Genomic DNA, 21779 nt, shown 5'->3' with positions numbered 1-21779 from the left:
CCGCCCGGGAACGGTCCAACCGGATCGGACCCGGCGGGTCGGAGGACCGCCGCCAGGAGAGACGAGCCGGCCCTCTTCCGCGTCACCGCGGGAGGGGGCCGGCCACTGCCGCACTACCGCCGCACAAGACCGCGACGCTTCGCGCCGGCACGGTGAACGCGCCGTGGTCGCGTTGATCTGGCCGTCCGCAGCACCGGGTGCAGCGCCACGTCCGCCCCGCGCAGCCCGGTCAGCTGCCGCGTCGCCACGCCTGGGATGGCGTTGAAGCCCGTCACGGAATTCCGGCGCCCGTCGAGGCCGCGACCGTCCAGCGTCCTGGTGAGCGCGCCGGGGGTCTACGCCTCGCCGCAGAGCGGGAAGGGTGCGCCTGCTGCACCTGCTCCGCCGTGGTCAGCCCGAACACCGGGCGAGGAGGCGCGAATCCTTCGGCAGCTCGGCGTACCGGGCGGCGCGGCCGCCGGTGCGGGCGGTGACGAAGCCGGAGCAGCAGCCGCGCGAGCTGGGCCGCGATGCCGACGACCTCGTCGCCGGAGCCGAGGCGCCAGGTCAGCCACCCTACGGGCCGGGCGGAACGCGGCCGACCCGGACCGACCCGTCCGGTGGGTGGGACGCGGAAGACGGTTGGTCGACGCCGTCACTCTGGCCACTACTCACCGGCATGCCGACGCTGGCCCCACCGTCCGAACGGGTACCCGCCAGTCTGCTCACCGCGACGGCCGAGTTCCAAGCGCCGGGCCGCGGCGACCGGCACGATCCGGCGCCGGATCACCGGTCCCCACCGGTGGACTCCATGCTGGAACGGCAGGGTGCCGACGAAGGAGAGCGCCACCGCCGCCAGGTGAACGAGAAGCTGCAGGGGCCGGCCATCACCAGCCCCGGCAGGGCGTGACAGCCGACGATCGGGGGCCACGTCACCAGCGGTCGGCGCCACACCGTACCGGTTGAGGACAGAGCCCCGTGCCACTCAAGCTCCTGATACTGATCGTCACACAGGTCCGAGCCCGGGCTGCCGCCGATGTCGGGTCTCAGGACGTCCGTGAACGGGTCGGTGTCGGCACGCGCGCGTGACAACCTCCGGCTGGATGAGTTGTTGTGCCAGGTAGCCGCTCAGGGCTCAGGCGGGTGGCTCGGGGTCGCCGGGAGCCGGGTCGATCCTGTGCATGGTGAGCATCAGACGCACCAAGAAGCGCCAGCGGCAGGCCACGGGAACCCGTGACCGCCGCTGGCGCTCCTGTCCAGGACGCGACGGTGGGATGCCACCGGGCGCGTTGCCGGCATGCTGGCCCACCGGCGAGCCGCACGAGCGGCCCAGCTGATGCTGGGACCCTCGAGCGACTCGAGCCGCTCCTAGTCCTCCACCGCCACGTCCACGTCCACGTCGCGGACACAGACGATGATGGTGTTGGGCTGAGTCCTGTTCTCGTTCGACGCGTCGACCGTCACCTCCTGCTCGAAGGTGACTTCGCTGTCCTCGATGTCGTTGTCGCTAATGATGTTGGCGGCGAACACCTCGTTGAACTGCTCGTTGGTCGCGCAGACGAACCCGCCGCGGTCCCTCTCCCCGTACTCCCCGTCGGACGCGGCGAGCGCGGCGGTGGGCGCACTGAGCAGCAGTGCGGCGCTGCCCAGCAGCACCCCACCGGCGAGCTTGGTCAGAAACTTCTTCGACATGTCCCTCACTCCCTCCTGATCGGCTCCGGAAGACGAGCCACCACGAACATAAGAGAGGTTCATGTTCGTTCGGAGCGCTTTTCAGGTTTCTGCGGAGAACATGCCCTCGGCTGCTATAAGAGGTCCTGACAAACCTCGGTCAACGTGTCGGCACGTGATGACGCGAGGAAGGCTTCCTGGACGTCGTGGCCGCCTTCCCACCGGAACGGCGCGATGCGCTGCCACAGCCCGTCCGGCACGATCCACGGCGGCTGCGCACGCGTCGCGACCCCACCTCGCAGGTCACCACCGACCAGGGCCAAGGAGCCAGGAGGTCACGGCACCAGCGTCGCGAACACCACGATGTTGTCCTTGTACGACCTCGCTGCCTTGTCGTACTTGCCACCACAGGTGATCACGCGGAGCTGCGCCTTGCCGGTGTGACCGTAGACCTGCTTCAGCGGAAGCTTGGTCTTCGGGTAGCGGACCACGCCGTCGACGACGAATCGAGCCTTCTTGCCATCCTTGCGAAGTACCTCGACGGTGTCCTTCGGCTTCAGCGCGCCCAGGCGGAAGAAGACCGCTCGCCCGGTGGCGCGTGAGTCGACGTGGCCCACCAGCACCGCGGTCCCGGTCTCGCCGGGACTCGGTCCCAGCTTGTACCAGCCGGCCGTATCGGGCTGGTTGACCGGCGGGACCGCGATCTGCTGGTTGCGGTCCAGCCCGAGCGGGACCGTTGGCGCGTCAACGCCGATCCGCGGGATCCTGATGCGGGTGGGCTGCGATCGCGGCATCCCGGCCAACGTCGGCGAGGAGGACGGCCGGGTCGCGGCGGACCTGGAATCGTTCTCGAGGCGGCCGCGCGCGCCACGGGCCTCGCCGCGGGGCGCCCCGGTGGTCGGCGACGCGTCGGCTCCGCTCGGCGTCGCATCTGGTGTGGTGGGCTCGTCCGCCAACGGTGACAGCAGGGACAGCGGTGCGGCGGCGGGGTCGGGCTGTGGTGGCGGTCCGACCGGATCGGAAGCCGTGGCCGCGTGCACGATCAATCCCGCTCCGGTGAGCGTGACGAGGACGACCATGACGAGGCCGGCGGCACGCCACGGGAGCCCGTGGCGGCCGCCGGCGCTCCTGGCCGCCCTAGGCGACAGTGCCATCGGCCGTCCGCCGACGCAGCAGTGCGATGCCACCGAGCACACCCGCGCCCATCATGCCGGCACCGGTCGCCGTCAGAACACCGGTGTTGGTGTCGGAGAACGCGCCACCGTCACCGGCCGCGACGCCAGCCGTGCCCGGGAGCACCCAGGCTCCGTCCGGACCCGCGTACGCGCCGCCAGTCGCGGCGGTGTTGCCGGCAGGCTTGCCCACCGGCGACCCAGCCCGGCCGAGACTGGCCTCGACCATCCTGAGCAGGTCGCCGAGCAGGTCGGTCTCCACGTCCACTCCCACCTCGAGGTCGCGGATGCAGACCACGATGGTGTTGGGCTGGGAGGTCCTGGTGTTCGTCGCCGACTGCGCGGCGCTCAGGTTGAAGGTGACGACGCTGTCCTCGATCGTGTTGTCCTGGATGATGTTGGAGATGTTCTGCTCGTTGATCTGCCTGGTGGTCGCGCAGGTGACCCCGTTCCCGTCCCGGTCCTTCAGGTCGAACGTCTTGGGCTTGTCGTCTGACTTCTTCGATTTCTGCCCCTGGGTCGAGGCCTTGGGCTGCTTGGTCGGCCCGTCGTCGGGCGCGGCGAGCGCGGTGGCGGGCGCAGCGAGCAGTAGCGCGGCGCTGCCCAACACCATCCCGCCGGCGAGCTTGGTCAAGAACCTCATCGACATGTTCCTCATTCCCTTCCGGTCGGCTCAGGAGGACGAGCTAAGACGAACGTTAGGCTGATTCATGCCGAACGAGAGGAGTTTCCAGGTTTCGTGACATCTAGGGCCTGGGGTGCGATAAGCAGATAGTTCACGTCTTCTGGGGCTTAACAGCCGTTATGTCCGCCCAGCGTCGACAGCGGCAAGGATCGGCTGACGCAGAAGGGCCGGCCCCTCCGCTCTCGCGGAGGGGCCGGCCCGGCCCGCGTTCGAGTCAGCGCTGCACGAAGACCGCCACGCTGCGGGCCGGCACCCGGAACGTGCCGCTCGCCGCGTCGAACGACGCCGTACGCAGCGCCGGGTCCGCGGAGTCGCGCAGCACCGGGTGCAGCGTGACGTCCGCGCCGCGCAGCCCGGCGAGCTGCTGCGTCACCGCCTGCGGGGTGGCGTTGAACACCACCGTCACCGACTTCCAGCGCCCGTCCAGACCCCGACCGTCCAGCGTCATGGTGACCACGCCGGGCGTCTCCTTCTCCCCGGAGAGCGGGAAGGCGACCCGCTTCTGCACCTCGTCGGCCGTGGCCAGCCCGAAGACCGGCGAGGAGGTCCGGATCCGCAGCAGCTCGGCGTACCGGGCGTCGGTGGTGTTGATCGCCGCGCAGTCCGGGACCAGCTTCGGATCGGCCAACAGCGGCTTCGCGTACGGCCACTTGTCCTTGTTGTCCTGCTCGGGCGGGAGGCCGGCGCCGAACCCGTTGCCCTGGGCGCAGTCCCAGCGGATCTGGTTGAACCAGTCGCCGGAGTTGTACGAGTTGCGGTCCAGCGACTTCGAGCGCAGCCGCTCGGTGCCGGTGGTGACGAACCCGGCGCCCTGCCCGAGGGCGGTGGTGGCCAGGGCCAGCACCTGCATCCGGGCCCGGTCGGTGGCCGAGGTGTCCTGCGGCAGTTTGTACGCCAGCGCGTCGTACAGGATCTCGTTGTCGTGCGCGTCGACGTAGGTGATCGCCTCTCCCGGAGCGGCGGTGTAGCCGGCCGGGGAACCGTTGTAGTCCACCTGGGCGCCGGTGACCTGCCGGCCGGAGGAGTCGGTGAAGCGGTAGCCGCGCAGGTTGCCGACGAGCCCCACCTTGATCAGGTCGTGCGCGTGCAGCAGCTTCTCGCGCTGCTCGTCCTCGGTGCCGTTGACCTCGTCGCCGTTCGGGTCGGTGTACAGCCCGGAGGCGAAGCCCTGCACGCGCGGGTTGGCGTCGAACGGGCCACCGCCCCGCACCGCGTCGCGGAGCCGGTCGTTGAAGGTGCCGACGCCGGTGCCGGCCATGTTGGCCTGGGTGGCCTGGACGAACCGGGCGTCGTCGGCGACCTCGCCGAAGTTCCAGCCCTCGCCGTACAGCAGGATCTTCTTCCCGTCCACGCCGTCGCGGGCGAGCGTGAGCCGGTCCAGCGCGGCCCGTACGGCCAGGATGTTCGCCTTCGGGTGGTGACCCATCAGGTCGAAGCGGAAGCCGTCCACCTTGTACTGCTTCGCCCAGGTGACCAGGGAGTCGACCACGAGCTTTCCCATCATGGCGTGCTCGGGGGCGGTGTTGGCGCAGCAGGTCGAGTTGGCGACGCTGCCGTCGGGCAGCAGCCGGTGGTAGTAGCCGGGCACGATCTGGTCGAGCACCGACTTGGGGTCGGTCCCGGCGGCCGAGGTGTGGTTGTAGACGACGTCCATAACCACGCGCAGGCCAGCGCCGTTGACCCCGGCGACCATCTGCCGGAACTCGGTGGTCCGCTTCGCCCCGGCCGGGTCGACGGCGTAGCCGCCCTCCGGCACGGTGTAGTGCAGCGGGTCGTAGCCCCAGTTGTAGCCGTCGGACTCGGCGACCGCCGCGACGCACTTCTGCTGCTCGTCGGAGTCCGGCGGCAGCGCGGCCAGGTCGCAGTTCGGCTGCGCCTGGTCGGCCCGCTTCTCGGGGATGGTGGCGAAGTCGAAGGCCGGCAGCAGGTGCAGGTGGTTCACCCCGGCGGCGCCGAGCGCCTTCAGGTGTTTCATGCCGGCGGTGGCCGGGTCGGTGAAGGCGAGGTAGGTGCCCCGCCGCTCGGCCGGCACCGTCGCGTCGGCGATCGAGAAGTCCCGCACCGACAGCTCGGAGATCTGCACCTTGGCCGGCGGCACCGCCGCCGGCTTGCGCAGCTTCGCCCAGCCGGCCGGCGCGAGCGACGGGTCGCTCAGGTCGACGATCTGACTGTGCGTCGAGTTCGGCGCGAGGGCCACCGAGTACGGGTCGGTCACCGCCGCGGTGACCACCTTCTGCGCCGCCGGCTGCCACGCCTGCACCTGGTAGCGGTAGTAGCTGCCGGTCCAGGACCGCGCACCGCGCACCGACCAGACGCCGGTGCGGTCGTTGCGGCTCATCGCCACGGTCCTCGGCTGCGCGGTGGGCGAGTCGAAGAGCTGCAGCGACACCGAACGCGCCGTCGGCGCCCAGACCGCGAGGGTGGGCACCCCGCCGGCGAAGGTCGCGCCGAGCCGGGCGTCGGTGGCCCGCCGGTAGACGTCGTCGAGCACGCCGGGGAGCTGCACGCCGGTCGCACCGAGCAGCGCGCCCTCGGCGTCCCGCTCGGTCACCACGAGCTGCCCGCGCAGCGCCGCCGGCACCTTGGCCAGGTCGGCCCGGTCGAGCGTGAAGGTGCGGTGTGACCACAGGTGCGGGAAGGCCGCGCGCTGGGCCTCGGTGAGCCCGTTGCGCTGCGCCCGCAGCGGCAGCGAGGTGTACGTCCCGGACAGCTCGCCGTCGGCGATGCTCAGCCCGCCCGCCGGGGCGGCGACCAGGGCGTACTGCTTGCCGTCGGTCGGCCCGACCGGCCAGGCGACGGTGGACCGGTCGATCCAGTGGGCCCGCTGCTTGGTGATGTCCAGGTCCTTGGCGGGGCCGGAGGAGTTGGCCGGCAGCAGCCGGCCCTTGACTCCGCCGAGCAGCCAGACCTCCCGGCCGGCGCTGGCGAAGTCCAGCCGCTGGTCCTCGGGCTGATCCTTCTCGTCGCCGGAGTGGATGATGTAGCTCAGCCCGGTCGCCCCGGCGGCCAGTGGCACCCGGAAGACCGCGCCGTAGGAGTCGATCTTCTCCGGCTTCAGCGGGCTGGCCCAGTCGGTCGGGTTGGCCGCGCCGTCCCAGAGGTGCAGGCCCCAGCCGTCGTAGTTCTTGTCGGCCTTGCGCCAGTGGATGACCGCGGTGCCCTCGTCGACGGCCGGGTCGGGCTCGCCGGTGGCGGCCTGCCGGGTCGGGTAGAGGGTCGGGTCGCCCTGCTTGACCCAGACCTCACCGGTGCGCGTCACGTCGATGGTGCGGTCGTTCGCGACGTCCTTGTTGCCGTCGGAGTCGACCACCAGGAAGCCGACCGACTTCGCGCCCGGCTTGAGCTTGACCCAGGCGAACCGGCCGTAGGAGTCCTCACCGGCGAACGGCTGCCCCTTGGGCCACTCGGTGGCGTACGCCGGGTCGATGTCACCCCAGGCGTAGAGGCCCCAGTCGTCGTACCCGCCGGCGGGCCGCTGGTAGTGCACCACCACCCAGTCCCGCGAGGAGCTCTGCGCCGGGGTGCCGACGATTCCGGTGCCCCGGGTGCTGGCGGTGCGCCCCTTGCCGTCGCGGACGACGGCCTTGTACTCGACCTTCGTGCCGCCGGCCAGGCCGGTCAGGTCGTGGTGGACGGTGTACGGCGCGGAGTGCGCGCTGCCCAGCAGGGTCCACCTGCCGCCGGGGACCCGGGCGGCGAAGGTGACGGTGGCCAGCGGGTCCCCGGTCACCCGCGCGGTGACCGCGGCCCGGGTGGCGACCGGGGCGTCGCCCGGCCCGGTGAGGGTGATGCCCGGCGCGGCGGTGGCCTGCGGGATGGCCCGGCCGGCCTTGAGGACCACGGCGGACATCGGCGGCACGGTCACGCCGACCTTGCCGTCCGCGCCGGCGGTCGGGGTGGCCGAGGCGCCGTAGATGCCGGTGAAGGTGGTGCCGGCCGACCAGGTGTCCACGGAGACAGTCTGCGCGGTGGCGGCGTTGTTCACCGCCACCACGTACTCGGTCCGGTCGGCCGGGGCGATCCGGGAGAAGGCGAAGACGCCGGGGCCGTCGGCCGCGTACCGGGTGACCTGGACGCCGTCGCGCAGGCCCGGGTGGGCCTGGCGCAGCTCGCCCAGCTCCGCGATGGTGCGGTACAGCGGGTGGTTGGTGTCGTACTGGTCGCTGGCGTGGGTGCGGGTGGTGCCGATCAGGTCGTCGTCGAGGTAGTCCGCCGTCCTGCTGGCGAACATGTCCTGCCGGGCGTCCTTGTCCCCACCGGGGCCGGTGAAGCCCTGCTCGTCGCCGGAGTAGACGACCGGCTGGCCGCGGGTGAGGAACATCAGCTGGTGGGCGAGCTGGTCGCGGCGCAGCTGGGTGGCGTCGTCCCCGCCGGCGGCGGCGATGAAGGAGCCGATCCGGCCCATGTCGTGGTTGCCCAGGAAGGTGGTCAGCCGGTTGGCGTCGGTGTCCCGGGCGGCGTAGAGGTCGTCGCGGGCGTACACGTCGGCGAGCGCCTTGGCGGAGCCGGCCGCGGCGGTGTAGCCGCGGGCGGCCTCCTGGAAGGAGAAGTCGAGGGTGGCCGGCAGGCCGCCGCGCCGCACGTAGGTCGAGGCGACCTCCGGGTCGGCGCTGTAGACCTCGCCGAACATGAAGAAGTCCTTCTTGCCGGCGGCGTCGGCCGCTCGCTTGATGCCCTGGCTGAACTGCGGCCAGAAGTCGAGGTTGACGTGCTTGACGGTGTCGAGCCGGAAGCCGTCGACGCCGGTGTCGGCGATCCAGTCGCCGTACGCCTTGGTCAGGCCCGCGACCACCTCGGGACGCTCGGTCCACAGGTCGTCGAGGCCGAAGAAGTCGCCGTACTCGCTGTTCTCACCGGCGAAGGTCGAGTCGCCGCGGTTGTGGTACATCGTCGGATCGTTCAGCCACGCCGGCACCTTCACCTTGGCGTCCGCCGGGTCGGCGAAGGTGGGGGTGTACGGGCCCGCGTTCGCGTTCACCTTCGGGAAGTCGCGGGTGCCGTCGGCGTAGTTGCGGTCCTCGAACTCGCGCCCCTGCGCGTCGGTGTACGGGGAGGCCTGCTTGTCGATGTACGCGTACTTGTTCTCGGCGTACCTGATCACGTCGGCGGTGTGGTTGACGATGACGTCGAGGTAGACCTTGATGCCCCGCCGGTGGGCGAGCTCGACCAGCTTCCGCATCTCCTCGTTGGTGCCGAAGTGCGGGTCGACCTGGGTGAAGTCGGTGATCCAGTACCCGTGGTAGCCGGCCGAGACGTCCGTGCCGCTGCCCTGCACGGGACGGTTCTTGAAGATCGGGGCCAGCCAGATGGCCGTGGTGCCGAGGCCCTCGATGTAGTCGAGCTTGTCGATCAGGCCCTTGAGGTCTCCGCCGTGGTAGAAGCCCTTGTCCTTCGGGTCCAGGCCGGTGCGGAGCCGGTCGCCGGTGAGGCCGCCGGTGTCGTTGCGCCGGTCGCCGTTGGCGAACCGGTCGGGCAGGACGAAGTAGAACTGCTCGGCCCGGCTGTCGTCGGCGCCGGCGGCGAGCAGCACCTCGGCGCTGGGTTCGGAGCGCCACTGGGCCGCGCCGGTGGCGGCCAGGGGGTCGGCGCCGGCGGTCCGCTCGGTCGCGCCGGCACCGAACTGGTTCACGGCGACCGGAACTCCGACGAGGGCGAGGGTGAGGGTGGAGACCAAGGCGAGCAGCGCGGTGCGGGATATCGGCGGGGGTTTCATCGACGGCCTTCCTCTGGTCGTGATTGGCCCGCACGCTAGCTCTTGCCGAAACATTCTGCAATACCTTGCAAACCAAGTCGCAACAAAGCAGCAATCTTGCGAAACCCGACATTGTCACGGGGAGTGCCGGGGGTCGACCAGACGCGACAGTGGGGGGCTCAGAGCCCGCCGCAGGCCCTGCCGTCCACCGTGCACGACGACGGGCGGGTGTTCCCCCCGGTGCGGTCGAAGTGGAACCGCAGCGGCACCGACGCCCCGCCGGCCACGTCCGCTCCGCTGGTGTACGTGAAGACCCGATCGGCCATCCGGGCGCTGCCCTGCGGGGCACCCTCCACCCAGGAGGTGACCAGCTCACCGCGGGGCAGCTCCATCCGCACCGACCACGGCCGCGCCGACGCGCCGGAGTTGGTGAGCAGCACCTCGCCGATGAAGCCGTCGCCCCAGCTCTCCAGCACCCGGTAGCGCCCGGTCACCGTCACCGGCGGTGCGGGTGGCCGGGGCGGGCGCGGCTGGGCGCCGCCACCGCCGGCGGGCGGCGGCGCGGTGACGGTGGGGGCCGGCGCGGTCGGGGACGGCGCGGTCGGGGATGGCGCGTCGGAGCGGCGCGGGGAGAGCCCCGGGACGACCGGGGCGGGCGGGGTGGCCGCGGCCGGCGACGGCGCGGAGGGCGGCAACGCCGGGAGCGGCACGGTCGCGGCCGGCTCACCCGACCCGGCGCCGAGCCCCGTCCGCTGGCCGGCCGAGGAGAGCAGCGCGACGATCAGCAGGACCACCATCACGACGACCCCGGTCACCACCACCAACCAGGGCGACGAGGCGAGCACGGTGGGGCGGTCGGATGAGGGTCGAGCGCGACGCGTGCCGGACATGCCCCTCCCCCAACGGTCCCGTCCGGAGAGCGTAGCGATCACCGGCAATGTCGGAAAGTACCGACCTCATCACGAAGCTGTCCTGACGGTACCGTCGGCGGCCGCTCAGCTGAGCGTGCAGGCGGCGCCGTTGACCGTGCACTGGCCGGGCCGGTCACCGCCGCCGGACCGGCTGAACGTCATCGACACCGTCGCGCTGCGCCCCGCCCCGAGCGGGCTCGTGCCGCGGATCACGAACCAGCCGCTGCCCTGGGTGCTCACCGACAACCCCGAGCTGGAGGACGCCTGGATGCCCTTGACGTTGCCGGTGAAGAGCAGCTCCACCCGCCAGTCGAGATCGCCCCCGGTCGCGTTGCGCACGCTCAGCTGCGCGCTGAAGGAGTCCCGGTCGCTGGAGGTGGCCCGGTAGTCCGCGGTCAACCGGCCGGAACCACTGACGGGAGCGGCCGTGCGACTGCTCGGCGTCGCACCGGGCCGGCGGGAGCTGGCGCTCGCCGTCGGGGTGGCCTTCGGGCTGGCCGTCCGGGACGGGCTGGCGTCGGCCGCGAGCGGCGGGCGTTCGGCGGGCGGTGTCGCGGACGAGGTCACCGAGGGCAGCCTCGGCAGGTACATCGGTGGGGCGGGATCCGGCGCCGCCTCGTGCTCCCGCCCCCGGAACGAGAGCAGGGCGACCACCAGCAGGGTGGTCAGCAGCACGACACCGAGCAGCACGACGATCCACGGCGTCGACGACAGGATGGCGGGCGCGGATCGCGCCCCCGGCCGTGGGGTCGAACGGTCGGACATGAGCCTCCCTCGGCAGAGCGGACGCGCCAGCCTAGCCACCGCCACCGGCGGATCGCAGCAGGCCCACCCCGTACGGTCCGTACGGGCGGCGGCGGCCGGAAAACGGCTGGCCGACCGGGACCACTTCGCGTGTGATGCCACCATGCCGACACTGACGCCGCCGACCGTACGGGTGCACGCCAGCTTCCTCACCGCGATGGCGGAGTTCCGGGCCGAGGGGCGCGGCGACCGCCAGGACCACACCATGGTGGGCACGGAGATCCGCGCGTACGGCGACAGCTGGCACCACCCCGAGGTCTTCGCCCGGTTCGTCGCGGAGCTGCGGGCACAGCGCCACGAGGAGACGCCCCGCCCGCCAGGCTGGGTGCCGGACACGACACTGTGGTGGGTGGAGGGCGACGAGTACCTCGGCCGGATCTCCGTCCGCCACCGGCTGACCCCGGCCCTGTCCGAGGTGGGCGGGCACATCGGCTACGACGTGCGGGCCAGCGCCCGCCGGCGGGGGCACGCCACCGCGATGCTGCGGGCGGCGCTGCCGGTCGCGTACCGGCTCGGTATCACCTCGGCGCTGCTCACCTGCGATGTCGACAACGTGGCGTCGCGTCGGGTGATCGAGCGCAACGGCGGCGTCCTGGCCGACGAGCGGCAGGGCCGGCTCCGCTACCGGGTGCCGACGGCGGGACTCAGGCCGTCCGGATGACGGTGCAGATGACCGGGCCGTCCTCGGTGGTGCGCAACAGGTAGCGGTAGCGCTCCCCGGGCACGGCGCGGCCCTGGCTGTCCAGGAACTCCCACCGCACGGCCACCATGGTCAGCAGCGCGGAGACCGGCTGGACGTCCTCGATCAGCGCGTGCGCCGCGACCAGTTCCCGCTCCTGGTAGTCGGGCGCGGCGCCGACGAACGACAGCGCGACGGCGGCCATGGTGCTGAACGAGAAGCTGTACGTGTCGGCGACCACCAGCCCGGGCAGGGCGTAGCAGCCGGCGATGGCGGGCACGTCGCCGGTGGTGAGCGCCACGCCGTACCGGTCGAAGAAGTCGGTCAGCGTGTCGAGGTCGGTGGAGGCTCTCACGGCGTCAGTGATTGCCGCCGCCGGGCACCGGCAAACCTCAGCGCGGCGGGATGCGCACCTCGATCTCGGCGCCGAGCGTGGCGTCGCCGGCCAGGTCGAGGTCGTCACCGCTCCAGAACCGACCCGGGTCGTACCAGTTCGGACGGCGGCCGGCGGGCAGCAGCCCCATCGCCTCGTAGGTCACCGCCACCACCTCGGCGCAGTACGCCGTCTCCAGCGCCCGGTCGCGCACCGACGCGGCGGAGGAGTCCCGCCGCCCGGGCAGCGGCAGCCGGACCTGCGGCACCCGGCCCCGGGCCCAGCGCCAGGCGAGCTGCGCGGTGGACGGGAAGGGGGTGCCGTCGAGCCGGGCGACGGTACGCAGCACCGCCTGCTCCATCGTGGCGTCGGCGGGCGGGTCGAGCTGGCGCAGCCAGGCCCGCTGGCCGTACCGGTTGGCCCAGACGCAGACCGCGTCGCGCAGGTCGTGCAGTTGCACGCCGCGCTGGTGGGTGCCGGTCCACATGTCCGGCAGGGAGCGGCCCAGCTCGGCGTGCCACATCAGGGGCGGCATGTCCTCCAGCACCACCGCCATGCCGACGTGGTTGACCGGGCTGTTGGTGGTGAGCTGGATGGCCCGGTCGGGCACGCTGCGGCCACGGAACACCCACACGTCTCCGGTCCGGGTCAGGTCGACGGCCTCGTCCAGGCTGATGCTCATGAGCGACTACCCTAAGCCGATGCGGCAACGGATGCGGTGGTGGAAGGTGCTCGGGTTGGCCGGTCTGGCCGGGGTCGCGGCGTCCGGCGTGGTCATCGCCCGCGCCGAGCGGCGCCGCCGGGCGTACACCCCGGAGGAGATCCGGGACCGGCTGCGCGAGCGGCACGCGCAGGCCGCGGGGAGGCCGAGCCGGGCCGACGACCCGGCCTGACCCTACCGCGTCAGGCCCCGGCCGAATCCGCCGCGCCGCCCCGGTCGGGGTCCGCGTCGGCCCGCCGGACCGCCTCCGCCAGCACCTCGGGGGTACGACCGACCAGCGCGCTCCCGTCGTCGAGCAGCAGGATCGGACGCTGGATCAGCGCCGGGTGGGTCACCATCGCCTCGATCCAGCGGGCCTCGGTCGCGTCGTCGCGGGGCCAGTCCGCCATGCCCAGCGCGACGGCCGCCGGTTCCTGGCTGCGGCAGACGTCCCAGGCGCGGGCGTCGAGGCGGCGCAGCACCTCGGTCAGCTCCGGCACGCTCGGCGCCTGCTCCAGGTACGCCCGCAGCCGGTACGGCACCCGGGCGGCGTCCAGCGTGGCGCGGGCGCCGGCGCACTTCGAGCAGGCCGGGTTGTGCCAGATCTCCATCCCGCCATGCTGTCAGACCCCCGCCCCTGCCACGGTGACCGCCCGGGCCCCCGCGCGGACCCTCCATTGTCGACGCAGGACCGGCCACGTCCGCCCGCCCGGCGTCGGACCGATGCGTCCACGTCATCAGCTCGAAAGGACGCGACAGCCCCGGCCCTGGTCTCTCCGGGTCCGGCCGGACGGCCCGACCTGAAGTTCGTGGCGGGCCCGTCCCCACCGCGGATGGGTCGGGCCATGTGCCCGCCAGCGGCCCGGCTGTCCGGTTTCGGCGATCTACGCTTCTGGTGTGCGGAGCGTCCCGAAGCGTGACCGGAGGTTGCGTTAATAGCAAGACGGACGTACGGTTTTGTAGACAACGACGATCGGCGGTAAGTGTCACCTAACGTGGGCGGCGCTCCGGCCGGTGCGACAGACTGCTCAGGACTACTCACGGTCGCTGGTGTGAAGGAGTACGACGTGGCGAGCCTCGACACCTTCGGTGCGAAGACCCAGCTACGCGTCGGAGACGCGAGCTACGAGATTTTCAAGATCGACAAGGTGGAGGGGCACGACCGGCTGCCCTACAGCTTGAAGATCCTCCTGGAGAACCTGCTGCGGACCGAGGACGGCGCGAACATCACCGCCGACCACATCCGGCAGCTCGGCGGCTGGGACCCCACCGCCGACCCGAGCGTGGAGATCCAGTTCACCCCGGCGCGGGTGCTGATGCAGGACTTCACCGGCGTGCCCTGCGTGGTCGACCTGGCCACCATGCGGGAGGCGGTCCGCGAACTCGGCGGCGACGCCGCCAAGGTCAACCCGCTCGCCCCCGCCGAGCTGGTCATCGACCACTCGGTCATCGCCGACCTGTTCGGCCGCGAGGACGCCTTCACCCGCAACGTCGAGCTGGAGTACGAGCGCAACAGGGAGCGCTACCAGTTCCTGCGCTGGGGCCAGACCGCGTTCAACGAGTTCAAGGTCGTCCCGCCGGGCACCGGCATCGTGCACCAGGTCAACATCGAGTACCTGGCCCGCACGATCATGGAGCGCAACGGCCAGGCGTACCCGGACACCGTGGTCGGCACCGACTCGCACACCACCATGGTCAACGGCCTGGGCGTGCTGGGCTGGGGCGTCGGCGGTATCGAGGCCGAGGCCGCCATGCTCGGCCAGCCGGTCAGCATGCTGATCCCCCGGGTCGTCGGCTTCAAGCTCTCCGGCGAGATGCCGGCCGGCACCACCGCCACCGATCTGGTGCTCACCATCACCGAGATGCTGCGCAAGCACGGCGTGGTCGGCAAGTTCGTCGAGTTCTACGGCCCCGGCGTCAGCGCCGTGCCGCTGGCCAACCGCGCCACCATCGGCAACATGTCCCCCGAGTACGGCTCCACCGTCGCGATCTTCCCGATCGACGCCGAGACCATCCGCTACCTGGAGCTGACCGGACGGGACGCCGCGCAGGTCGCGCTCGTCGAGGCGTACGCCAAGGAGCAGGGCCTCTGGCACGACCCGGCGCGCGAGCCGGAGTACTCCGAGCGGCTCGAGCTCGACCTGGGCACCATCGAGCCGTCCCTGGCCGGCCCCAAGCGCCCCCAGGACCGGGTGCCGCTGGGCAGCGCCAAGACCCTGTTCCGCTCCGCCCTCACCGACTACGTCGCCGAGGGCGACCTGGGCGGCGAGAAGGAAAAGGACGTCAAGCCGGGCGTACCGCGCGAGCGGCTGCCGCGGGGCGTGGGCGGCCCGGCCGACGAGGCCAGCGCCGAGTCCTTCCCGGCCAGCGACCCGCCGGCCAACGACTACAGCGACCCGAACGACGAGCCGCGCGACCTGGCGACCGCCGCGGTGGGCTCCGGCGGGCGGGCCAGCAACCCGGTCCGGGTGACCGGCGACGACGGCGTCGAGTACGAGCTGGACCACGGCGCCGTGGTGATCGCCGCGATCACCTCCTGCACCAACACCTCCAACCCGCAGGTGATGATCGGCGCGGCGCTGCTCGCCCGCAACGCGGTCGACAAGGGCCTGAACCGCAAGCCGTGGGTCAAGACCACCCTGGCGCCGGGCTCCAAGGTCGTCATGGACTACTACGAGCGGGCCGGTCTCACGCCGTACCTGGACAAGCTCGGGTTCAACCTGGTCGGCTACGGCTGCACCACCTGCATCGGCAACTCCGGCCCGCTGCCGGAGGAGGTCTCCGCCGGGGTCAACGAGGGCGACCTCGCCGTCGTCTCGGTGCTGTCGGGCAACCGGAACTTCGAAGGCCGGATCAACCCGGACGTCAAGATGAACTACCTGGCGTCCCCGCCGCTGGTGGTCGCGTACGCGCTCGCCGGCACCATGGACATCGACCTGGCCAACGAGCCGCTCGGCGAGGACACCGAGGGCAACCCGGTCTTCCTGCGCGACATCTGGCCGAACAGCGCGGAGATCCAGGACGTCATCGCGCAGGCGATCGGCGCCACCGGCTTCAGCGCCGCGTACGCCGACGTCTTCGCCGGCGACGAGCGCTGGCAGTCGCTGCCCACCCCGACCGGCGACACCTTCGCCTGGGCGGACGACTCCACCTACGTCCGCAAGCCCCCGTACTTCGAGGGCATGCGGCGCCTGCCGGCGCCTGTTTCCGATATCAGTGCAGCTCGGGTGCTGGCCAAGCTGGGCGACTCGGTCACCACCGACCACATCTCCCCCGCCGGCTCCATCAAGGCCGACTCCCCCGCCGGGAAGTACCTCGCCGAGCACGGCGTGCCGCGCCACGAATTCAACTCGTACGGCTCGCGCCGGGGCAACCACGAGGTGATGATCCGGGGCACCTTCGCCAACATCCGTCTGCGCAACCAGCTCGTCCCGGGTGTCGAGGGCGGCTTCACGGTCAACCACCTGACCGGCGAGCAGAGCTCGATCTACGACGCCTCCATGGCCTACCAGGAGGCCGGCGTCCCGCTGGTCATCCTGGCCGGCAAGGAGTACGGCTCCGGCTCGTCGCGCGACTGGGCGGCGAAGGGCACCATGCTCCTCGGCGTCAAGGCGGTCATCGCCGAGTCGTACGAGCGGATCCACCGCTCGAACCTGATCGGCATGGGCGTGCTGCCGCTGCAGTTCCCGGTCGACGTGACGGCGGAGTCGCTCGGCCTCACCGGCACGGAGACCTTCTCCATCACCGGCGTGACCGCGCTCAACGACGGCGACACCCCGCGCACGGTGAAGGTCACCACCGACACCGGCGTGGAGTTCGACGCCGTGGTCCGGATCGACACCCCGGGTGAGGCGGACTACTACCGGCACGGCGGCATCCTGCAGTACGTGCTGCGCCGCATGATCGCCAACTGACGTACGACCAAAGAGAGGCCCCTTCCCGCGCACGGGAAGGGGCCTCTCGCGCTACCGGGGTGGCGGTCAGTCCGCGCGGCGGCGGGTCTCCCGGGTCTTCATAGCGTGCTCGAGCAGGGTGACCAGCACGTCGCGGCTCGACTCGCGCTGCCGGGCGTCGCAGAGCAGCACCGGCACGTCCGGATCCAGGTCCAACGCCGCCTGCACCTCGTCGAGCCGGTACCGCCGCGCCCCCTCGAAGCAGTTCACCGCCACCACGAACGGCGTGCCCCGCTCCTCGAAGTAGTCGATCGAGGGGAAGCATTCGGCGAGCCGCCGGGTGTCGGCGAGCACCACCGCGCCGACCGCGCCGATCGCCAGCTCGTCCCAGACGAACGTGAACCGGTCCTGCCCGGGGGTGCCGAAGAGGTAGAGCACCAGGTCGTCGCTGATGGTGATCCGACCGAAGTCCATCGCCACCGTGGTGGTGGTCTTGCCCTCCAGCCCGGAGAGGTCGTCGACCCCGATGCCGGTCTCGGTCAGCAGCTCCTCGGTGCGCAGCGGCTTGATCTCGCTGACCGCACCGACCAGCGTCGTCTTGCCCGCACCGAGCCCGCCGGCGACCAGCACCTTGATCGCGGTGGGCAGCGGTGGCGCACCGGCCGGCCGCTCAGAGTGCGCGTAGTCCATTCAGCACCGCCTCGAAGACACTTGCGTCGGTCACGTCCGCGGTGCCCCGGGGCGGCTGCACCCGGACCAGACCGCGTTCCACCAGATCACCCAGGAGCACCCGGACGGCGCCCACCGGCAGGTCCAGCCGGGCGGCCACCTCCGCCACCGACTGCACCCGTTGGCACAGCGCCACGATCGCGACGTGCTCCGGCCCCAGTCCCGGCTGCTGGGCGACGCTGCCGCGGGTCGCCGTCACCAGGGAGATCAGGTCGAAGGTTCCGCCGGCCGGCCGGGCCCGGCCGCGGGTGACCGCGTACGGGCGCACGACCGGGCCGGCGAGGTCGTCCACCCACCGGTCCGGCCCCGACTCACCCCCGCCGACCATCGCCGCTACTTCCCGCCGGCCGGGTGTTCGCCGCCCCGGTCCGGGGCGGTGACGAACGCGCCGACCCGGGTCACCAGCATCGCCATCTCGTACGCGATCAGGCCGACGTCGGCGTCCTCCGTGGCGAGCACGGCGAGGCAGGCGTTGCGGCCGGCCGCCGTGACGAAGAGGAACGAGGACTGCATCTCGATGATGGTCTGCTGGACCTGCCCCCCGCCGAAGCGCTTGCCCGCGCCCCGGGCCAGGCTCTGGATGCCGGCGGCCATCGCCGCGAGGTGTTCGCCGTCGTCCCGGCCCAGCCCTCGCGACGAGGTCATCAGCAGGCCGTCGGTGGAGAGCACGACGGCGTGCTCGGCCGCGGGCACCCGGCCGACCAGATCGTCCAGCAACCACGTCAGGTCGGCACTCGAAGCCGTCGTCTGCCCCACTCGTCCTCGTCTCCCCGGCGGTGTCGCCGTGCTCGGTTGCCGTACCCGGGTCGTGGTCACCGCCGCCGACCCGGTCAGGTCGCCGGTCCGTCCGCGCCGTCCGGTCCGCCGCCGGTCCGGGCGCCGCCCAGCAGCCGGGCCGCCTCGGTCCGGCCGCGCCGGGTGCCGGTCTGGTACGCGCTCATCATCCGGCGCACCTGCTCCGGTGAGCGCGACACCGGTTCGTCGTCGGCCCGCGGCGCGGCCGAGTGGCCGCGCAGCTCCGGCGCGATGTTGGTCTGCCGTACCCGGACCGGCAGGCCCGAACCGGTCAGCCGACTCTCCACAGTAGGCGACGGCGCCGGGTCGGGCCGGTCGACGTCCGAGGGCGTCGCGCCGGCCGGGTCCGCCGGCGTGGTGGACGCCGGGGCCGGGCGGCCGAGGCCCGCGACGTCTACGGCGGGTGGCGCGGTGGGCCCGGTGGGCGCCTCCGGTCGGCGCCGGGTCCGGGTCCGGGTCGGCAGCCCGGACGGGGTCGGTCCCGGCGGAGCGCCGCCCGGCGGCAGACCGCGCGTGGACACCGGGAGCCCGTCGACAGTCTCGGCGGCCGGCGCAGGGGGCGCGGCGGGCGCGGCCCGGTCGCCCGTCCGGTCGGCGGCGTCGTCCGCGCCGGCGGAAAGCGCGCCGGCCGGGCCCGGGTCGGCCGACGCCACCAGGGCGGACGGGATCAGCACCACCGCCGTGGTGCCGCCGTACGGGGAGGCGGTCAGCCGGACGCTCACCCCGTGCCGCTCGGTCAGCCGGCTCACCACGTACAGGCCCAGCCGGGAGGCGTCGGAGAAGTTCAGCTCGGACCGGTCGGCGATGCGCCGGTTGGCGGCGGCGAGCTCCTCCTCGCCCATGCCGAGGCCGCGGTCCTCGACCTCGATCGCGAACCCGTTGGCCACCAGTTGCCCGCGCACCTCCACCGAGGTGTGCGGCGGCGAGAACGAGAGGCCGTTCTCGATCAACTCGGCCAGCAGGTGGATGACGTCACCGACCGCCCGGCCGGCCAGCGAGACCGGGCCGAGCGGGAGGACGTCGACCCGGGTGTAGTCCTCGACCTCGGCGACCGCGCCGCGGACCACGTCCACCAGCGGGATGTTGCGCCGCCAGACGCGGCCGGGGGTCGCGCCGGAGAGCACGATCAGGTTCTCGGCGTTGCGCCGCATCCGGGTGGCCAGGTGGTCGACCCGGAACAGGTCCGCCAGCTCCTCGGCGTCCTGCTCCCGCCGCTCCATCGCGTCCAGCAGGGTGAGCTGCCGGTGGACCAGGGCCTGGGTACGCCGGGCCAGGCTGAGGAACACCGCCCGGACGCTGCGGCGCAGCTCGGCCTGCTCGACGGCGGTGCGGACGGCCGTCTCCTGCACCGTGTTGAACGCGCGGCCCAACTGACCGATCTCGTCGTCACCGAACTCCAGCGGCGGGGCCTCCCGGGCGACGTCCACCCGCTCGCCGTGGCCGAGCCGCTCGACCACCCCGGGCAGCCGCTCCTCCGCCAGCCGCAACGCCGCGTCGCGCAGCCGTTCGACCTGCCGCACCAGGGTGCGGGCGGTGGTGATCGAGACGACGATCGACGCGACGACCGCGATCAGCCCCAGACCGGCGGCGAGCACCAGCCGGACGATGACGCCCACGGCCACCGGGGTGGCCCGCTCGATCAGCGCGTCACCGGCCGCGGCGCCGAACTCCGCCTGGGCCCGCAGCGCCGGACCGACCGCCGCCTGCCACTCCTGGGCGGTCAGCGGGGCCGGTTCGTCGGGCCGGGCCTGTCGCACCACCCGGTCCTCGACGGCCCGGAACCGGAGAAAGTCCTCGGTGGTCACCACCCGGTCGTAGCGGGCCCGGTCCGCGGCGGGCAGCCGCCCGGCCGCGTCCGCGCCGAGGAACCGCTGGGCGCCGACCAGCCGGGCGAAGCGGGCGTGCTCCTCCGCGGTCATCCGGCCCGCCGCCAGCACGCCGCTGACCAGCGCGTCCTGCTGGGACATCAGCTCGCGGACCTGGTAGAGGTCGACCAGGGTGGCGCTGTCGGCGGCGATCCGGGCGTCGTCGAGCCGGCCGAGTGAGTCGTACATCCGCAGCAGCGCGCCGATGACGCCGGTGTACGCGTCGGACGTCGCCGCCCGGTCGAGCCGCCCGGCGCCGACCGCCTCGCGGACGCCGTCGAGCCCGTCCAGGCCGGCCAGCACCGCGTCCACCCGGCTGCGGGTGTCGTCGCCGGTGGCGAACTCGGCCTGCCAGCCCCGCACCGAGGCGCGGAAGACGTCGGCCGCGCGGGTGGTCGTCCGCCGCTGCGCGGTCAGGTCGTCGCGCTGCCGCTGCCCGCGCTGCCCGAGGTAGGTCGTGGCGAGGCGCCGCTCGTTCTGGAGCGCGACGACCAGCGGCTCGCCGGGGTCGGCGACGCGGCTGTCCAGCGTCTGCACCCAGAGCAGGTTGAACCCGTCGCGGACCGTCACCCAGGCGGCGAAGGACCAGAGCGCGATCAGGGAGGCCAGCAGGGCGACGATCTTGGTGCGCAGACGTGTGCTGCCGGAACCCATCACACCGCCCCCGGGCCGGATCCTGTCCGCCGGACGCCGGAGCGTCGCGACACACATCGAACCCGGCGCACGCTAGCAGCCCCCGGCGGGCCGGCTCAAGCTTCGTCGATCATGGCGACTTCACCCACCACAGTGGGTGGTCGACGGCTCTCCCTCCGCTGTGGCGGCGGCGATCGGACGGTGCCACCGGTCGATCAGTGGGTCAGGTCGCGACGGTACCGCCAGTCGGCGCCGACGACGCGGTAGCCGAGCCGCCGGTTGACCGCCAGCATGGCCGTGTTGCCGGCGTCGTTGGCGGTGAGCGCCCGCCGGTGGCCGGCGGCCCGGGCCCGGCGCAGCGACTCGACCTTGACCAGCCGGGCCAGGCCCCGGCCGCGGTGTGCGCGGCGGGTGCCGGTCATCCCGGAGCGGTACCGGTCCCGGCCGTCGGTCAGGGCGATGCTGAAGGCGACCACCTCGCCCTCCACGGTGGCCAGCGTGGTGAGGCCGCGGTCCAGGTCGGGCCGGTCCCAGTAGGCGGCCACCCAGTCGGGGTAGCTGATGTCGGCCATCACCGCCTCGCCCGGCTCGTCCCGGGAGGCGTCCAGGTCCGCCTGGTAGAGCGGGTACGGATCGGCCAGCTCGGCCGCGGCGAGCAGGCGCACCCCGGCCGGTGGGGCCGACGGCGCGGCCAGGTCGGCGTCGGCCAGGTCGAGGGCCAGGTAGTCGGTCCGCCGCCCGCGCCGGTAGCCGCGACGCTCGGCGAAGGCGCCGCACGCCGGGTCGTCGGCCACCTTCGCGTACGCCGTCCGCGCGCCCAGCCCGGCGAGCCGCCCCTCGGCGGCGGCGAGCAGGGCGGTCCCGGCGCCGCGGCGGCGCCAGTGCGGATGCACGGTCAGGTTGGCGAAGGCCTGGTCCGGCTCGGCGCTCTCGTGCAGCAGGCCGGTCAGCGCCGCGCCGACGATCCGGTCGCCGAGGTCGGCGACCAGCACGCCGAAGCGCTCGGCCGCCGGCGCGCCGGTCAGGTGCCAGCGGAGCCAGCCGACGGTGATCATCTGGTACGGCGCCGCCGCGTCCAGCAGGTCGACGACCGCCGGGACGTCGTCGGGCCGCAGCGGGCGCAGGGTGGGGGTCACGGGTGCGCAACCTACCGTAACGGGGGCCGGTCCGGGGGGTGCGAATCCGGGCGGGGCCGGGC

General features: G+C 72.7%; 18 protein-coding genes and 1 pseudogene. 4 read left to right on the top strand and 15 right to left on the bottom strand.

The window, feature by feature from the left end; genetic code table 11:
* Positions 1-82: 82 nt before the first annotated feature.
* Positions 83-406, bottom strand: a pseudogene (locus tag AC5L3Z_RS09370) (alpha-1,6-glucosidase domain-containing protein); the annotation flags it as partial.
* A 63-nt stretch (positions 407-469) separates the two neighbouring features.
* Here AC5L3Z_RS09370 and AC5L3Z_RS09365 point away from each other — a divergent pair.
* On the top strand, positions 470-889 hold the full coding sequence (locus AC5L3Z_RS09365) for a hypothetical protein (RefSeq protein WP_494841093.1): 420 nt from the start codon (positions 470-472) through the stop codon (positions 887-889).
* A gap of 458 nt (positions 890-1347) precedes the next feature.
* Here the strand turns inward: AC5L3Z_RS09365 and AC5L3Z_RS09360 are convergent, their stop codons facing one another.
* The 6 genes from AC5L3Z_RS09360 to AC5L3Z_RS09335 form a co-directional block, all read right to left on the bottom strand.
* The gene (locus AC5L3Z_RS09360) at positions 1348-1671 is read right to left on the bottom strand and encodes a hypothetical protein (RefSeq protein WP_494841091.1); all 324 of its coding nucleotides are present in this window, start codon (positions 1669-1671) and stop codon (positions 1348-1350) included.
* Positions 1672-1985: 314 nt separating this feature from the next.
* Positions 1986-2729 (bottom strand): class F sortase, encoded by a 744-nt coding sequence (locus tag AC5L3Z_RS09355; RefSeq protein WP_494841090.1) that lies wholly within the window; start codon positions 2727-2729, stop codon positions 1986-1988.
* Between the two features lie 58 nt (positions 2730-2787).
* Positions 2788-3456: a hypothetical protein gene (locus AC5L3Z_RS09350; RefSeq protein ID WP_494841088.1), complete on the bottom strand. Its 669-nt coding sequence runs from the start codon at positions 3454-3456 to the stop codon at positions 2788-2790.
* A gap of 265 nt (positions 3457-3721) precedes the next feature.
* Positions 3722-9220 (bottom strand): pullulanase-type alpha-1,6-glucosidase, encoded by a 5499-nt coding sequence (pulA, locus tag AC5L3Z_RS09345; RefSeq protein WP_494841087.1) that lies wholly within the window; start codon positions 9218-9220, stop codon positions 3722-3724.
* Between the two features lie 158 nt (positions 9221-9378).
* A complete protein-coding gene (locus AC5L3Z_RS09340) occupies positions 9379-10089 on the bottom strand; it encodes a cellulose binding domain-containing protein (protein WP_494841085.1) in 711 nt (236 codons plus the stop codon).
* 105 nt (positions 10090-10194) lie between these two features.
* Positions 10195-10875 carry a hypothetical protein gene (locus tag AC5L3Z_RS09335; protein ID WP_494841083.1) on the bottom strand — a complete coding sequence of 227 codons (681 nt, stop codon included), beginning with the start codon at positions 10873-10875 and terminating at the stop codon, positions 10195-10197.
* A 142-nt stretch (positions 10876-11017) separates the two neighbouring features.
* On the opposite strand from AC5L3Z_RS09335, the gene AC5L3Z_RS09330 reads away from it, so the two are divergent.
* Positions 11018-11575 (top strand): GNAT family N-acetyltransferase, encoded by a 558-nt coding sequence (locus AC5L3Z_RS09330; protein WP_494841082.1) that lies wholly within the window; start codon positions 11018-11020, stop codon positions 11573-11575.
* Here the strand turns inward: AC5L3Z_RS09330 and AC5L3Z_RS09325 are convergent.
* Positions 11559-11948, bottom strand: coding sequence for a DUF6841 family protein (locus tag AC5L3Z_RS09325; RefSeq protein WP_334527458.1), 390 nt, complete (start codon positions 11946-11948; stop codon positions 11559-11561). The two genes, AC5L3Z_RS09330 and AC5L3Z_RS09325, sit on opposite strands and share 17 nt — an antisense overlap.
* A gap of 37 nt (positions 11949-11985) precedes the next feature.
* Positions 11986-12648: a hypothetical protein gene (locus AC5L3Z_RS09320; protein WP_494841080.1), complete on the bottom strand. Its 663-nt coding sequence runs from the start codon at positions 12646-12648 to the stop codon at positions 11986-11988.
* Here AC5L3Z_RS09320 and AC5L3Z_RS09315 point away from each other — a divergent pair.
* Entirely contained in the window at positions 12647-12859 is a 213-nt protein-coding gene (locus tag AC5L3Z_RS09315; RefSeq protein ID WP_494841079.1) for a hypothetical protein, read from the top strand. The genes AC5L3Z_RS09320 and AC5L3Z_RS09315 overlap by 2 nt on opposite strands.
* A 10-nt stretch (positions 12860-12869) precedes the next feature.
* Here the strand turns inward: AC5L3Z_RS09315 and AC5L3Z_RS09310 are convergent, their stop codons facing one another.
* Complete coding sequence (locus AC5L3Z_RS09310; RefSeq protein ID WP_494841077.1) at positions 12870-13277, bottom strand: ArsC/Spx/MgsR family protein; 408 nt, start codon at positions 13275-13277, stop codon at positions 12870-12872.
* Between the two features lie 441 nt (positions 13278-13718).
* On the opposite strand from AC5L3Z_RS09310, the gene AC5L3Z_RS09305 reads away from it, so the two are divergent.
* The gene (locus AC5L3Z_RS09305) at positions 13719-16580 is read left to right on the top strand and encodes an aconitate hydratase (protein WP_494841076.1); all 2862 of its coding nucleotides are present in this window, start codon (positions 13719-13721) and stop codon (positions 16578-16580) included.
* Between the two features lie 66 nt (positions 16581-16646).
* Here the strand turns inward: AC5L3Z_RS09305 and AC5L3Z_RS09300 are convergent, their stop codons facing one another.
* The 5 genes from AC5L3Z_RS09300 to AC5L3Z_RS09280 all read right to left on the bottom strand — a co-directional run bounded on the left by AC5L3Z_RS09300 (position 16647) and on the right by AC5L3Z_RS09280 (position 21717).
* Entirely contained in the window at positions 16647-17249 is a 603-nt protein-coding gene (locus AC5L3Z_RS09300) for a GTP-binding protein (RefSeq protein ID WP_494841075.1), read from the bottom strand.
* Entirely contained in the window at positions 17230-17616 is a 387-nt protein-coding gene (locus tag AC5L3Z_RS09295; RefSeq protein ID WP_494841074.1) for a DUF742 domain-containing protein, read from the bottom strand. The genes AC5L3Z_RS09300 and AC5L3Z_RS09295 overlap by 20 nt, the downstream gene beginning before the upstream one ends.
* A 5-nt stretch (positions 17617-17621) precedes the next feature.
* Complete coding sequence (locus tag AC5L3Z_RS09290; protein ID WP_334615994.1) at positions 17622-18044, bottom strand: roadblock/LC7 domain-containing protein; 423 nt, start codon at positions 18042-18044, stop codon at positions 17622-17624.
* A 74-nt stretch (positions 18045-18118) separates the two neighbouring features.
* The gene (locus AC5L3Z_RS09285) at positions 18119-20602 is read right to left on the bottom strand and encodes a sensor histidine kinase (protein ID WP_494841073.1); all 2484 of its coding nucleotides are present in this window, start codon (positions 20600-20602) and stop codon (positions 18119-18121) included.
* A 194-nt stretch (positions 20603-20796) separates the two neighbouring features.
* Positions 20797-21717 carry a GNAT family N-acetyltransferase gene (locus AC5L3Z_RS09280; RefSeq protein ID WP_494841072.1) on the bottom strand — a complete coding sequence of 307 codons (921 nt, stop codon included), beginning with the start codon at positions 21715-21717 and terminating at the stop codon, positions 20797-20799.
* Positions 21718-21779 lie beyond the last annotated feature (62 nt).

The sequence above is a fragment of the Micromonospora sp. LZ37 genome, assembly GCF_059359015.1.
The sequence above is the reverse complement of the archived record's forward strand: the minus strand, read 5'-3'. Positions and strand labels throughout refer to the sequence as shown.